The following is a 14,668-nucleotide window of genomic DNA, read 5'->3' on the forward strand; positions in this document are numbered from 1 at the left end:
CCCTCTTCAGTGATCGGGACGAACAGACTTACGCGGTTTTCGCGGAATACGCCATGCTGGCAGGCCGCCTGACACATCGCCTTGCCTATGAGAATACCGAGAACGAGCAAAGCTTTGGCGACGATCCTGCCACGGAAACGACGACAGAGGCTGTGAAATACCGCCTGAGCTACGGACTGGACGGTGCGGTCGCGCAGGCGGATCAACTGATCAACTTGCTCGTTGAGAATGAGCGCGACAGCAGTAGTTCCAATCCCTTGTTTGATCGCGAAGCCACGTCCTTTGCGCTGGAATATCGGGCAAGCTTTGCCAATGGGCTCGACCTGCAGGCAGGTGCGCGGTTCGATGACAACGACGTGTTTGAGGATGCGACGACCTGGAATGTTGGCTTGTCCTACACGCTGGGTGATAGGGGGATACGTCTGCATGCATCGGCGGGCACAGGTGTAGTGAACCCATCTTACTTTGAGCTTTTCGCCGATGATTTTGGTTTCACAGGAAATCCCGATCTGGAACCCGAACAAAACCGCAGCTTTGATATTGGTGTGGAGTTTCCCGTTTTTGCGGGGCGTGGCATGGTTGACGTGACCTATTTCAACGAAACCCTGACCGATGAGATTACATCGATTGAAACAGGCCCCGGTGCGTTCACGTTCGAAAACCAATCCGGCGACAGCGACCGCCAGGGGATTGAGGTTGAGGGCGATGTTCAGGCGACAGATGATTTGGAGTTGCGCCTTGCCTATACGTACATTGACGCGACAAACCCCGATGGCAGCGTTGAAATCCGCAGACCAGAGCATGAGCTGAAACTTGGGGCAACGTTGCAAACATTTGCGGGCCGTGGGTCGGTGTCCACCGATCTGCGCTATGTTGCAGGCAATTTCGACACGCAATTCTGGACTGGTGGCACCACGGAAGAGTTACCTGATTTCACAACTGTCGATGTGGCGGCCCGCTATGATCTGACAGACCGCATCACGTTGACGGGGCGCGTTACAAATCTTTTTGATGACGAGGCAGTCGAGGTTTGGGGGTTCGCGTCGCGTGGACGTGCGGCTTATGTTGGCATTGATGCGCGTTTCTAGACTGGTCGCTCTGGTACTGGGTATGTTTTGCGGCATACCCGGTATTGCACAGGCTGACGCACCCGCGCGCGTTGTTTCGATGAACCTGTGTACCGACCAGCTCGCCATGATGATTGCGGCGCCGGGCCAGTTGGTGTCGGTGTCTTATCTGGCGTTTGACCCGCGCGGCTCTGCCATGGCGGCGGAAGCTACGGATTATCTGCCTAACCGTGGCCTGGCCGAGGATATCTTTCTCATGCAGCCTGACTTGGTGATCGCGGGCAGTTTTTCGACGCGTGCCACCGTAGAAATGCTGCGCCGCCTTGGTGTGCCCGTGGCGGTCTTTGAACCGGCTTACGCGCTAGATGACGTGCGTGACCGGATCATGCAAATGGGCGATGTACTGGGGCAAGAAGACCATGCCGCGCGTATGATTGCGGATTACGACGCCCAGTTGGACGCTTTGCAGACCGAGGTTTTGGAACATCCACGCGCTGCACTTTACTACGCAAATGGATACACCTCCGGTGATCGTACGCTGGCTGGGCAAATCCTGACCGCGGCGGGTTTTGCCAATGTCGCGGCTGAGGCGGGATTTGCTGACGGCGGTATCATGCCATTGGAAGTGTTGGCGATGACGGCGCCTGATGCTGTCATCACGGCCAAACCTTATCCCGGCGCATCACGGTCCGAGGAAATTCTTGATCATCCGGTTGTGCAGTCGCTACGCGCGGGCCGTGCGACAGGCAGTTTCACGGATCGTGATTGGGTTTGCGGGACACCATTTGTGCTACGCGCCATCGCAGACATGGCGGATTTACGCAAAGCTATGACCGCAGAATGACCCGGCTTTTCATCATCCTGACGGGCCTTCTGGTGATCCTTTTTCTGGCCGCATTGGTCGTTGGTCCTGCACGGATCGGGCCAATGGACAGCCTGCGCGCGCTCATCGCCGGTGACGCCGGTCCCTTGACGCTGGTGATGCGTGAAATCCGTCTGCCGCGTGCGATCTTGGCCGTTGTGATTGGCGGCGCACTTGGGTTGGCGGGGGCTGCGATGCAAGGATATCTACGCAATCCGCTGGCGGATCCTGGGCTGATCGGCGTGTCAGGATCAGCAGCGCTTGGCGCTGTTTTATCTATTCAAACAGGCATTGCGGCCAGCATCGCGTTCGCGCTGCCGGTGGCGGCATTGGCGGGCGCGTTGATCGGCGTTTTGTTGGTATTGGTATTAGCTGGCCCAAAGGGCAGCTCGCTGACATTGATCTTGGCAGGCATCGCGATTTCGGCGCTTGCGGGCGCGTTGACATCGCTGGTGCTGAACCTGTCACCCAATCCTTTTGCCGCCAATGAGATCGTATTCTGGATGATGGGATCGCTGGCTGACCGGTCCATGACGCATGTGTGGATCGCGCTGCCTTTCATCCTTGCCGGGTCAGTTTTGCTGGCCAGTTTGGCGCGTGGACTTGATGCGCTGACCTTGGGCGAAGACGCGGCGGAGGCGATGGGCATCGGCTTGCGCCGCCTGCGGCTGACATTGATCTTTGGCACAGCGGCTGTTGTGGGCGCCTCGACAGCGGTGGCGGGGGCTATCGGGTTTGTGGGGCTTGTCGTGCCGCATATCCTGCGCGGTTTTGTAGGTGCACGACCGGGGCGATTGTTATGGGCATCGATGCTGGGCGGGGCGATTATGCTGCTACTCGCTGATATCGCAGTGCGTGTCGTTCTGCCCGCGCGCGATCTAAAGCTGGGCGTTCTGACCGCGCTGGTCGGTGCCCCGCTATTCTTGCACCTGATTTACCGGACAAGGCGGGCAGGACTATGACACTCCTTCAGCTTCGTGATCTTGGTGTGACCTTGCGAAAACAGCGCATTCTGTCCAATGTGAATATTGAGGTGGCAGAGGGCGAAGTTATCGGCCTGATCGGCCCCAACGGGGCGGGTAAGACAACCCTGATGCGTGCGGTTTTGAGTCTTTTGCCGCATGAGGGGCATTCGTCTATCGCAGCTATGTCCGCGCGCGACCGGGGCCGTCATGTCGCTTGGATGCCGCAAGCCCGCGAAATTGCATGGCCGGTCAGCGTGGAAACACTTGTCGCATTGGGACGAACGCCGCATTTGGGGGTGGGCCAGCACGCCTCTGATGCTGATCTGGCGGCAGTGGATCGGGCGCTTGTTCAGATGGAACTCACCGCATTGCGCAACCGTGACGCCACACGTTTATCCGGTGGCGAACAGGGGCGTGCCTTGATCGCGCGTGCCCTCGCCCAGGAAACACCGCTTTTGATGGCGGATGAGCCGATTGCGGGCCTTGATCCCGCCCATCAGATTGCCACGATTGGCTGCTTTACAGCCTTGGCGGCCCAAGGAAAATCGGTGATCGTGTCGCTGCATGATCTGGGGTTGGCCGCACGGCATTGTACCCGCCTGATCGTCGTGCATGATGGGGGGATTGTGGCTGATGGCACAGCAGACGATGTGCTGACCGCTGCGCTGATGCGTACTGTCTTCGGCGTCACTGTCTGGTTTGAACAAACAGCGCAGGGCCCAGTCTTTCAACCGCTTGAGATTGTCGGATGAGCGGCGTCACCGTGAACCGGCCCTGGCTGCGCTTTGATCTTGGCGCAGAGATGCAAGTCCTCAGCTGGGCCATCAACAAACCGGGCTTTGTGCGGGCAAGCCGCATCATCTGGCGTGAGGTACGCAATGCCGACCTGCCAAAAGACCTGAATGTACGGGCCTGGCTGGACAACGAACTGCGCCAGCACGGATCGCTGGATGCTATTGCATTTCTGACATCGCGTAACGTGACGGCCTTCCATGATATCACAACGCAAGTTTACCAATGCACGGCCCAGTGCGTGGCGACCGTTGGATTATCAAATTCTGAGCGTGTTGGTCATCGAGTACAGCGACCCGCCGGGGCGTGGGGCACGATCAACGTGGCAGTGCGCCTCGACCGGGGGCTGACACAGACTGGCCTGATCGAGGCGCTTAGCATTGCCACCCAAGCACGAACAGCTGCGATCATGGATGCGGGGCTGGCCCTGCCCGCCGGGAAAGCCACCGGAACAGGCACTGATTGCATCGCTGTCGCCGCCCCCGTTGGACCCGACGACTACGCAGGATTACACACCGATATCGGCGAAGCATTGGGGGCCGCCGTTTATCGCGCGACACTTTTCGGCGCGCGTGACTGGCTGGCTGATCAACCCAACTTGAAGGAAGGAACCACCGATGGCTGACTTGCAAACCGTACTGGAAAAAGGCCTTGCCGATCCGCAGGCAGGTTGGAACATGGGGTCATTCGGGGCTATCGCCGAGTTTCATCATGTCAAAGATGAGAGACCCGCCGTGCCCAACGACATGACGCAGGTCACAGATCGCGGGGGCGTGCAGATCGCGCGCCTGAATGGGGTACGCCCTGTCGCCTACGAAACACTCAGCCCGCGCCCGCATCGATGGAGTCAGGCGGTATCGCTTTGCCTGCCAGCGACCAAGGCCGCGATGCATCGGCGTGACACCCTGACGGAACTGGGCTCGGATGACGATGCGCTGCGCCCGCAGGATCGTGGCGCGATCCTGTTCGACATGGGCCTTGCCCAGTTGCAGGTTGATTTCTGTATTCGCACCGCCGACCCTGCCTTGCTGGAGATTTTGCGTGCACATTCTGGCCAGTCCCTGTTTGCGGCCGGAAACCCAGCCATGCCCGCCATTTTGCAGGCGCATCCGCATCGCGTGGCGTTGACACGGATCGGGCGGGTTGAGGTGTATCAGATGATCGGCGGACCGGACACAGGCGGCACCTCGCCCGAAGGGCCCCATACGCATGTCTTGCCCAAACTTCTGCGCGCAGGCCGCACGCATTCCGCCAATGCACCCATTCCGGATGGCTGGATCCCTTGTGCGGGCTTTCACCCCGAAAACCCTGTAATCGGGCGGCTCGGGGAAGAAAAGGCGCTAAACCAAGCAGCGTTTGATGCCTTTCAAGCATTGCTGTCAGATTGGGGGGTAGATGATTACTGCGCGGCGAAGAATACCGTTTGGGCCGCATTGAAAGCGGGCCAGTTGCCGCAAAGCATATCAGAGCCTGCTACGCGCACAGGCAGGGCGGGTCTGCGCAACGGATTGCGGCAATGGCGCAGGTTGCATGGCGACAGCAAGCTGCTTGATCAATGGGCGGCGCGGTTCGATGCATCCACCCTTAGCGAAGATGTTGAAGCGGAAAATCCGGGGCATGAAGGATGAACATTGATCTTGCAGCCTTGCGCACGTTTCTTGATACAGGTGGGCCTGCGCTTTGGGTGATTGCTGCTTTGTCTGTGATCACACTCGCCGTGATCCTTTGGAAAATCTGGCAATTCTTCAGGGCAGGTGTCTGGGCATCTCAAGATACGGACAGGCTTTATCGCCGCTTTGCAACCGGTGTCGATGATGCGATGCACTTGCCGCAGGACATCGCACGCGAAGAAATCGAGCGTCTGGCACATCGGGAGCTTGGGCAACTACGGTCCGGTTTACGCCCGCTGGACCTGATCGTGACGATCGCGCCGCTAATCGGCCTGCTAGGCACTGTTCTGGGTATGATCGCAGCATTTCGGATCTTGCAGGAAAGCGGGGGGCAGGCCGATCCGTCCCTTTTGGCCGGTGGTATCTGGGAGGCGTTACTGACCACTGCCGCAGGCATGAGTGTCGCGATCCCCGCCGCTGTTGCGCTCAGTTGGTTCGAAGGGATCGTTGACCACACGCAGGCCAAGCTGGAAGATATGGCAACGCAGACCTTTACCAATGCAGCGAAGGTCAAAATGGTCGCCTGATGTTTCGTTTTGGTCAGATACGCGTACGGCGGCGCCCCAGCCTGACACCGATGATCGACGTGGTTTTTTTGCTTTTGGTGTTCTTCATGCTGACCGCACAATTTGGCCGGGACACCGCAGTGCCGCTTTTGGCGGCAGGTGGCAGCGACAGGTATGATGGGCCGCCAAGACTGGTTGAAGTGACACCGATCGGGGTGTCGCTCAATGGATTTGCAACACCACAAGACGACCTGATCGACCAACTTATTGATCTGACGCAAACGCCTGAAGATCTCATCGTGCTGCGGCCCGATGCTGAGACCACGCTGCAGCGGCTGATCGATATTGCGGATCTGTTGACGCAGGCGGGTTTCACGCAATTGGCTGTGGTGGAGTAAGCACATGCAGTTCAAACGCCCGACCAAAAAGCAGCCGTCTGAAGCGATCATTCCCATGATCAATGTCGTTTTTCTGCTGCTTATCTTTTTTCTGATGTCAGCAAGTATTGCGGCCCCACCGCCATTTGAGTTGACCCTGCCCAAGGCGGCAAACAACGCTGAATTGGGCGCAGAGTTCACGCTATATATCGCGCAGGACGGGGCGATATCGACAGCGGGGCTTTACAACGATGCTGTTTGGCAAAACTTGGCCGAAACCACCCCGACACATATCGCTATCCGTGCTGATCAAGATGCGTCAGCTGGTGAGGTTGCGGGCATTCTCAGACAGTTATCCACTTTGGGTGTGGCGCAGATTGACCTTGCTGTCACCGCGAAATGAACCAGGCCGCAACATTCGCCCCATTCCTTGGCATCGCACTGGTGGCGCATATACTGGCATGGCAAGTGCTGCCTTCGGGTGGCAGTCAGGCTGCAGGGGACATGGGCGATGGGGCCGTTTCCTTAGTCGCTGTGAATTCGGCTTTGCGAGACGTGATCGCAGATTGGGATCGCCCGCCTGAGGTTGCTGTTTCTGCACCTGAAATCAACGCACCAGCCCAGCCAAGCGACAGGCCATTGGCGATCCCCATTTCACCAAATCCGCGTCCTAATCAACCTGCCATCCCGCTTCAGACGCCGCCTGGTGCTGACGCCTCGCCGGACGTCGAAAAAACGACACCACTGGCACCACCGCTCACCTCACCACGCCCTGTGTCGCGCCCAACGCCACCACCTCAAGTCGCAGAACAAGCGGCAGGCGGTGGCAACGCAGCACAGGCAGGGCGTGGAACTTCTGCCACGACATCGGCGCAGGCCACTACGACTGATCCAGCACAAATGGCACGCTGGCAGGGTGCAATCCGAAACGCTGTTGAGCGCCGCAAACGATACCCCGCAGGAACACGCGCGCGCGGCGGCGTGACGCTCCGCATCACAGTGTCAACGAATGGCAGCCTGATCAGTGTCAACATCGCACAAAGTTCAGGCAACGCACTGCTTGATCGGGCAGGACGCATGGCGGTTGAGCGCGCCGTCCTACCTGCAGCGCCATCAGGGATTGCGGATGGACTATATGACTTTGATTTGTTGATCACGCTTAGGCCCTAGACTGAGATATTAGTCATGGTCCGCCGCGAAAGCTAACGCGTTCAATGGGCAAAAGGATAATCCAAAAACCGGTCATTGGCGGCAAACCCGAGAATTCCCGTTTAATGCGCAACTTACAAGGTCATCTGTATCGCTGCGGTGGTCAGCTATTTCGTGCTTCAATGCTTTGGCCAGTTGTATTCCCCCGTCAGTAGAATATGCGCCCACCCGAGTGGCGACGTATGCGCCAGGACGTCTGGCTGAACAGGCAGGCCCGCGTTTTTGCGCTGCACCACTGCCTCGCCGAGCCGGGCGGTGTTCCAGTATATGACGATGGTCGCCAGCAGATTGAGCGCCGCCATACGATAGTGCTGCCCCTCGGTTGTCCTGTCGCGTATTTCACCCTGTCTACCGATGCGCAGCGCATTTTTCAGCGCATGGTGCGCCTCACCTTTGTTCAATCCGATCTGCACCCGATGCTGCAAATCTGCGTTGAGCACCCAATCCAGCATGAACAGCGTGCGCTCGACCCGACCAACTTCTCTCAAGGCAACAGCGAGGTCGTTCTGGCGCGGATATGATGCCAGCTTGCGTAGAATCTGACTTGGCGCAATGGTTCCCGCCGTCATCGTGGCCGCGATTCTGAGAATGTCGGGCCAGTTTGACGCGATGAGACCTTCCCGGATCTTACCGCCAATCATACCTTTTAAGTTCTGAGGCGTTCCTCCGGCATCGAACACGTAAAGCCGCTTTGATGGTAGGTCCCGAATGCGCGGAATAAACCGATGGCCGAGGATAGATGTGACCGCAAAGACGTGATCCGTGAAGCCGCCTGTGTCCGCATATTGTTCCTTGATCCGTTTGCCCACGTCATTGTTTAGCAACCCATCAAGGATGTAAGGTGCCTCGCTTACCGTGGCCGGAATGGTCTGAGATGCAAACGGCGCAAACTGATCCGAAACATGTGTATAGGCTTTCAGCCCTGGCTCACCTCCGTATTTGGCGTTTATCAAGTTCATCGCCTCGCCCTGCCGTGTGGTTGGAAAGAACTGACCATCGCTGGATGCAGTCATCCCCATCCCCCAGAATTGTGCCATCGGTAGTTTGGCCTGAGCGTCCACGATATTCGCAAGCGCCCGTCCGTAGGCTTCACTTTCAATGTGCCATCGCGAAATGCGCATCAATTCCCAAAAACCGTGCGAATTGCTCGCCTCAGCCATCTTGCTCAATCCAAGATTCAAGCCCTCCGATAGCAGCACATTCAGCAAGCCAACCCGATCCTTTGGCGGTGCCCCTGTCCGCAGATGTGTAAAAGCATCAGTGAAGCCGGTTGCGTCATCGACCTGCAACATGATGTCGGTGATGCGCGTATCCGGCACACGCTTATACAGGTCAAAGAGCAGTTCAGCCGCGCCATTCGGGGTCTGTGTGGGAAGCCTGCTGAGCTGCAGCACGCCGTCTTCGATGGCTCCGCCCGGGATCGATCCACGTTTTGCGGCCTTTGAGAGCTTGTCCAGGCCGATTTCCATCTGGGCATGGCGCTCGGCCAACCATTGTTCGGGATCAAGCGGCACGGCGAGCCGCGCGCTTGCAGCCGCCGTCGCGGTCGGCACAAGGACCTGTTTGAGATCACCATAGCGCTTGGACTGTGCCAGCCAGATATCGCCGGACCGAAAGGCATCTCGTAGATGGAATAGAACTGCGACCTCCCAAAGACGTTGATCACCAGGTTCTTGAACTTTCAGGTATTGATGCCACTTCGAGGCGCGCCGCAAGAAATCTGTTGGCAAAGCATGCCTTACGCCATTTTCGATCGAATCGATGGCAGCTAAGAGCGGCGTAACCACATGCGCACCATCGATCTTGAGAAGATGGAGCATTCTCGGGACATAGCGTCGGAACCGGTTATAACCTTGCACCAGATGAGCTATGGGGTTCGACGAAAGTGTATCGGTCAGCTGCGATGCGGTCGCGACCAATGCCTCCAAATCGGCCCAGCCCGTCGATGAAGACACAGCCTCATCGACGGATGATCCATCATTCTTTGCTTCCAGCATTGAAGAACCCAGATCCCTGAAGGAACGCAAGGTGTGCTGAACAGCCGACTTTGCATCCTCTGCGCGGGCAGCACATAGTCTTTGTCCCTCACGCCACGTCTTGCCAACGATCCGGTCATGGGTTTCGACAATAGCATCAGAGATTGCGGCACGCCACTCGACAACACAGACTGCAAGGATAGCATGGCGGCGGTCATCTGGCAGATCACGCAAACCATCCGCAAAATACCTCTCGCCCTGACGGCGCAACCGCGTGACGCGATGCGCAGGCACATCCTCAAACAGGTCTGATGACAGATCAAAGTCTTGCAAGAACGCCAGTCGATCCAGCAAGCGGTTTGCCCAGGCTGAATTGCTCCCAACTTCAAACTGACGCAACCAGACAAACCGCGACAGCCGATCATCGACTTGATCGGACAGTAATATATCGATCCTGATGCGCACGTTTTCGGTCAGTCTTTCTGCGATCCTTGTTTCAATCCGCTTTTCCGCTGCCACCAACGCATCCGCGCACAGACGTTCAATTGTGGATATTGCGGGAAGTACCGTGAGTGATCTTCGGCATTCCTCAACAAATCGGCGGGCTATATCATCATTCGAAGTCGCAAGTTCAGCTTGCTGATCCAGCCAGCCCTTCAGATCGCGTGCACCACGGCCGGTGAAAGATTTGTAACCGTAGATATCGCGCAGCACTTCCAGATGCTCTTGGCGGGTTTGACGTCTGGCCGCGTAAGAAAGCAATGCGTCGCCAGTCAGCCCCAACTGTGCGCCAATGAAAGCCAGAACATCATGTGGGATGACTTCTCCAGGTGACAACGCACGACCCGGATATCGCAGTGCGCAGAGCTGAAGCGCAAACCCAAGTCTGTTTTCGGGGCGGCGGCGTTCGTTGATGTGCTCAAGATCTTCGTCAGACAGCGTGTAATGCCGAAGCAGTGACATCTCATCTGTGGGAAGATCAAGCAGCGAGGAACGCTGGCGTTCGGTCAGAATATTGCGGCGGGGCATGAAATATGTACCTATTGAACAAGTGTTTTTTGTGACAATAACCACTTCAACAAAATCAACGACTTGCAAGGTCAATATCCAAAGGGGTTCAATTGGGACAGCAGGCTGTCATATATGCGCGGGTTTCGACCAATGATCAGTCATGCGAACGGCAAATCGCAGATCTGACAGCATTCGCCGAACGCGGCGGTTTCGAAGTCATTAGAGAATTCAAAGAGACCGCATCGGGGACGACCTCAAACCGCGCAGCAAGAAACCAAGTTATGGCGCTTGCTCAGGCAAGAGAGATTGACGCGGTCTTAGTCACCGAATTGAGCCGGTGGGGTAGATCGACCCAAGATCTGCTAGAGACACTACATAAATTGGCTGGCTGGAATGTTTCCGTCGTCGCTATAAGCGGAATGACATTCGAGCTGGATTCTCCACATGGCCGGATGATGGCAACGATATTGGCCGGGATCGCTCAGTTTGAACGCGACCTCATCAGCGAACGCGTCAAATCAGGATTAGCAGCGGCGCGGGCGCGCGGACAGAAGCTGGGTTAAGCAGAAAGGGCAGCGCCCAAAATCAGACAAGTTCGCACCCAAGGTTCTTGCGGCCATCGAGGAAGGTCGCAGCTACCGCTGGATTGCCTGCGACCTAGGCATCAGCAAGAATACCGTCCTCAGCATAGTCAAAAGGCATCGCGGGAATCCTTAGAGTGTCATTTCGCCCCCTCCCGCAAACGACCCCAGTGTCTGTCGTGCAAGGTCAGAGAAGCTGACGCCCTTGGTACGGGCCTTCTCGTACCAGGTGTCACGCTGCTCTTCGGTCGCGCGGAACTTGATCCAGATGGCCATGTCTATCTCCTCATGTGCAGCCCGTTCAGCGCAACAGCCTCTCGCCGGGTTCCCTGTCCAGGGAGCGGGAGGCTCTTTGGCCTTTGCTTGCCCAGGACCCCATATATCCGGGGCTGGCAAAGGCCATCGCCTGCAAGGCGATCCGGGGGATTGAAGGGGGATTTCCCCCCTCACCAGCCCTGTTTGGTCTCATATCCCGTCAGGGGATGTGTGGCCACACAGGTATGCTGGCTAAAGATGAGAAGGCATCACAACAGAACAAACGTCAAGGTTGCTCTCGCACCCTCGCCACTTTGCGCCATTGATCCTGCGGTGGACACTAGCACACGTGCTGGCCTCTTTGGAGCCTGGGCATTGTCGCGGGGGTCTTTTGGCGGCACGGCGCAATCCAGAGTTGACGGCTGCGTGCTGGCGATGTCCCCTGCCTTGGGATGTGAGAAGGATGGTTGCCATGCCGTACCAGGACCGATCGGCGCGCGGAATGACATCACTGGTGGATAATGCCGGGGAAGCGATCATGCAGACAGTGCTGCTGTTGGTCCTGGTGGTGGTACCCGGATTTCTTGGTGCGCTGTTTGTGGGGATGCTCTTTTCCGCTGATGCGGATGAGGCCACCACGTCCGGACTCCTGATGACCGCCCTGCCCTTCAGCCTCGTCGGCTTCGTGATCTGGTTCCGGCAGTCACCGCTCTGGGGCAGGTTCTTTTTTGATCCGCATGACAGCCATGGCTCGGCCCGCTTTGCCACTATCGATGAGACCACCACATTGTCCGGACAAGACGGTCTGCTGATCGGCCAGCACCACCCCAAGGGGCATTTCCTGCGCTACGATGGCAAGGCGCATCTCATGACATTGGCTCCCACGCGCACCGGTAAGGGTGTCGGGACAATCATTCCCAATCTCCTGAAGGTGAAGCGTCCCGTCATCGTGATTGACCCCAAGGGCGAGAACGCCCAGATCACCGGCGCGGTCCGGGCTGGCATGGGACCACTGCATGTCCTCGATCCCTTTGGCATCTCCGGGCATCCGTCCGCTGCGTTCAACCCGCTCGCCGACCTTGACCCCGACAGTCCCGATCTCGGCGAGGATGCGGCGGCCCTTGCGGACGCGCTGGTCGTCGATCCGCCGGACCAGGTACAGGACGCGCATTGGAACGAGGAAGCCAAGGCCTTCATCACCGGCCTCATTCTCTGGTGCGTTTGCCATGAGCCTGAAGAACGCCAGACGCTGGGTACCCTGCGCGAGCTGCTCACCCTGCCTTCTGACAAATACGCGGCCCTGCTGGTGGACATGCAGGACAGTGACCGGGCCGGTGAACTGATCGCCCGCGCTGCCAACAGGCAGATCGGTAAGGCAGAACGCGAGGCCGCCTCTGTCCTGTCCAATGCGCAGCGCCACACGCATTTCCTGGACAGCCCCCGCATGGTGACGGTGACCGGCAAATCCGACTTCCGCTTTACTGATTTGCGGACGCAAACTGCGTCCGTCTTCATCGTGCTGCCGCCGGATCGCCTGGACGTCTACGCGCGTTGGTTACGGTTGGTGGTCTCACAGGCGCTCCAGGACATCGTAAGAGCCGCGCAGGCGGCCCCTGAGGGCGTCACAGGGCAGAATGCGGCCCAGATCCCCCCTACCCTCTTCCTTCTCGATGAATTCGCCTCTCTTGGCCGTCTGACAGCTGTTGAGCGCGCCATGGGGCTAATGGCGGGTTATGGCGTCCAGCTCTGGCCCATCCTGCAGGACCTCAGCCAACTCAAGACCCTCTATGGCCAAAGCGCAAATACCTTCATGGCCAACTCCGGTGTCATCCAGAGCTTCGGTGTGAATGATTACGAAACGGCTAAGTGGCTCAGTCTCACCATCGGTCAGGAAACCCGTAAGTTCCATACGAAGGATGGCAAAGGCCAGAAGACCGAAGGCCTCCACGCCCGGGATTTGCTCACGCCGGATGAAATCATGCTCCTCGACCCTTCTCTGCAAATTCTGAAGGTGCAAGGCATGTCACCGCTCATCGCGAAGAAGATCGTTTATTACCAGGATGAGCGGTTCAAATGGCGCGGGGATGATCTGCTGGGTGTTATATAAGTGTTAGAATCTGTGTTACGTTGTTTAAGCGCTGCGCATCCAATTGATTTAAAATCATAATTCTATTGTTATGGTAACTGATAACACGAATCTCGGTAACTGAAATCCTGCATTTGGTAACTGATAACACGAATCTTGACTGCGGTAACTAAAACCACGAATGTCGATACATGGTAACTGATAACACGAATGCCCTTGCCCCGCTCCTGCCGGATCGTCATCCGCAGCATGATCTGTTCATCTGTGATGTCGCTGACGCGGTTCTAAAGGACGTGATGCAGCACATGGAGCACCCGTTCTACTCACTTTCGAAGAAGCCGGAGACGACGGTCAAGCGCTATGAGAATGGCGACAAGTGGCTTCAGATCACGCCGAGCGTGAAGGGTCTAGCGACGATCTACGACAAGGACATTTTGATCTACTGCATCAGTCAGATCATGGCGAAGCTGAAGGAAGGCGAAGCTGTTTCGCCTCGTGTCCGCATCAACTCCAGAGAGCTGCTTATTTTCACCAACCGCGGCACAAGTGGCCGGGAGTATCAGTCCCTGCTCGATGCCCTTGATCGCCTTGAAGGGACGCGGATAAGGACAAACATTGTCACTGGCGATGAAGAACAAGTTGACGGCTTTGGCCTGATCGACGCGTCGTCTATCCGCCGCAAACATGGCCTTGATGGCCGTCTTCTCTGGTGTGAAGTGAAGCTGTCAGACTGGGTCTTCAATGCAATCCGCAACGAAGAGGTTTTGACCCTCCACCGTGACTACTTTCGTCTAAGAAAACCCATTGAAAGACGGGTGTACGAGATCGCTCGCAAGCATTGTGGGCAGCAGAAAACCTGGCGCATCACGCTGGCGAAGTTGCTGCTTAAGACTGGGTCGCAAAGCCCACAGAAACGCTTTCGGCAGATGATCCGGCAACTCGCAGAGCATGACCATTTGCCGGATTACCATGTTACCTTTGAAGATGAAGCTGACATGGTGGTGTTCACCAATCGCGGCACGATGTCCCCTGCCCAGCTTATCGAAGGCAGTATTCCACCGCTGCAGTCCGACACCTACGAAGAAGCGCGCCATGCAGCGCCGGGTTGGGATGTTCGTTTTCTGGAACGAGAGTGGCGCGACTGGTGTGTTGAGCCGCCCCGCAACGCTGACCGCGCTTTCATTGGATTCTGCCGAAAGTGGTTCGAGAAGCGAGGCAGGCCTTGAGATTAAAAACCGGTTACAGAAATAAAACAGGTCATAGATATAATTCCGGTGTTGGATTTAATTCCGGTATGAGATATAAAACCGG

At 57.2% G+C, this 14,668-nt stretch carries 15 protein-coding genes; 13 read left to right on the plus strand and 2 right to left on the minus strand.

From position 1 onward, the window contains the following. The 10 genes from QTO30_RS21235 to QTO30_RS21280 form a co-directional block, all read left to right on the plus strand. Window positions 1-1,088: TonB-dependent receptor domain-containing protein (locus tag QTO30_RS21235; RefSeq protein WP_340426177.1), on the plus strand; the 1,088-nt coding region annotated here is incomplete at its 5' end. Further along, entirely contained in the window at window positions 1,075-1,911 is an 837-nt protein-coding gene (locus QTO30_RS21240; RefSeq protein WP_340426178.1) for an ABC transporter substrate-binding protein, read from the plus strand. The genes QTO30_RS21235 and QTO30_RS21240, both read left to right, overlap by 14 nt. Then, the gene (locus tag QTO30_RS21245) at window positions 1,908-2,891 is read left to right on the plus strand and encodes a FecCD family ABC transporter permease (RefSeq protein ID WP_340426179.1); all 984 of its coding nucleotides are present in this window, start codon (window positions 1,908-1,910) and stop codon (window positions 2,889-2,891) included. Before QTO30_RS21240 ends, QTO30_RS21245 begins: the two co-directional genes overlap by 4 nt. Next, window positions 2,888-3,646 carry an ABC transporter ATP-binding protein gene (locus QTO30_RS21250; RefSeq protein ID WP_340426180.1) on the plus strand — a complete coding sequence of 253 codons (759 nt, stop codon included), beginning with the start codon at window positions 2,888-2,890 and terminating at the stop codon, window positions 3,644-3,646. The genes QTO30_RS21245 and QTO30_RS21250 overlap by 4 nt, the downstream gene beginning before the upstream one ends. Continuing rightward, window positions 3,643-4,311: an adenosylcobinamide amidohydrolase gene (locus tag QTO30_RS21255; RefSeq protein WP_340426181.1), complete on the plus strand. Its 669-nt coding sequence runs from the start codon at window positions 3,643-3,645 to the stop codon at window positions 4,309-4,311. Before QTO30_RS21250 ends, QTO30_RS21255 begins: the two co-directional genes overlap by 4 nt. Next, on the plus strand, window positions 4,304-5,314 hold the full coding sequence (locus QTO30_RS21260) for a DUF6925 family protein (RefSeq protein WP_340426182.1): 1,011 nt from the start codon (window positions 4,304-4,306) through the stop codon (window positions 5,312-5,314). Before QTO30_RS21255 ends, QTO30_RS21260 begins: the two co-directional genes overlap by 8 nt. Beyond that, entirely contained in the window at window positions 5,311-5,883 is a 573-nt protein-coding gene (locus QTO30_RS21265; RefSeq protein WP_340426183.1) for a MotA/TolQ/ExbB proton channel family protein, read from the plus strand. The genes QTO30_RS21260 and QTO30_RS21265 overlap by 4 nt, the downstream gene beginning before the upstream one ends. Beyond that, entirely contained in the window at window positions 5,883-6,260 is a 378-nt protein-coding gene (locus tag QTO30_RS21270; protein ID WP_340426184.1) for an ExbD/TolR family protein, read from the plus strand. The genes QTO30_RS21265 and QTO30_RS21270 overlap by 1 nt, the downstream gene beginning before the upstream one ends. Before the next feature lie 4 nt (window positions 6,261-6,264). Continuing rightward, window positions 6,265-6,642 carry an ExbD/TolR family protein gene (locus QTO30_RS21275; RefSeq protein ID WP_340426186.1) on the plus strand — a complete coding sequence of 126 codons (378 nt, stop codon included), beginning with the start codon at window positions 6,265-6,267 and terminating at the stop codon, window positions 6,640-6,642. After that, the gene (locus QTO30_RS21280) at window positions 6,639-7,409 is read left to right on the plus strand and encodes a TonB family protein (RefSeq protein ID WP_340426187.1); all 771 of its coding nucleotides are present in this window, start codon (window positions 6,639-6,641) and stop codon (window positions 7,407-7,409) included. The genes QTO30_RS21275 and QTO30_RS21280 overlap by 4 nt, the downstream gene beginning before the upstream one ends. A 158-nt stretch (window positions 7,410-7,567) precedes the next feature. Here the strand turns inward: QTO30_RS21280 and QTO30_RS21285 are convergent, their stop codons facing one another. Then, entirely contained in the window at window positions 7,568-10,453 is a 2,886-nt protein-coding gene (locus QTO30_RS21285; protein WP_340426188.1) for a Tn3 family transposase, read from the minus strand. A 92-nt stretch (window positions 10,454-10,545) separates the two neighbouring features. Here QTO30_RS21285 and QTO30_RS21290 point away from each other — a divergent pair, with 92 nt between their 5' ends. Then, window positions 10,546-10,998 carry a recombinase family protein gene (locus QTO30_RS21290; protein ID WP_340426189.1) on the plus strand — a complete coding sequence of 151 codons (453 nt, stop codon included), beginning with the start codon at window positions 10,546-10,548 and terminating at the stop codon, window positions 10,996-10,998. A gap of 150 nt (window positions 10,999-11,148) precedes the next feature. Here QTO30_RS21290 and QTO30_RS21295 read toward each other — a convergent pair whose 3' ends face one another. Next, the gene (locus tag QTO30_RS21295; RefSeq protein WP_340426190.1) at window positions 11,149-11,292 is read right to left on the minus strand and encodes a hypothetical protein; all 144 of its coding nucleotides are present in this window, start codon (window positions 11,290-11,292) and stop codon (window positions 11,149-11,151) included. A 451-nt stretch (window positions 11,293-11,743) separates the two neighbouring features. Here QTO30_RS21295 and QTO30_RS21300 point away from each other — a divergent pair, with 451 nt between their 5' ends. Together QTO30_RS21300 and QTO30_RS21305 are read left to right on the plus strand one after the other, a co-directional pair. Then, window positions 11,744-13,378, plus strand: a complete 1,635-nt coding sequence (locus tag QTO30_RS21300; RefSeq protein ID WP_340426192.1) for a type IV secretory system conjugative DNA transfer family protein — start codon at window positions 11,744-11,746, stop codon at window positions 13,376-13,378. Between the two features lie 170 nt (window positions 13,379-13,548). Then, a complete protein-coding gene (locus QTO30_RS21305) occupies window positions 13,549-14,583 on the plus strand; it encodes a replication initiator protein A (protein ID WP_340426193.1) in 1,035 nt (344 codons plus the stop codon). Window positions 14,584-14,668 lie beyond the last annotated feature (85 nt).

The organism is Yoonia sp. GPGPB17 (assembly GCF_037892195.1).
In the GTDB taxonomy this organism is placed as follows: Bacteria; Pseudomonadota; Alphaproteobacteria; order Rhodobacterales; family Rhodobacteraceae; genus Yoonia.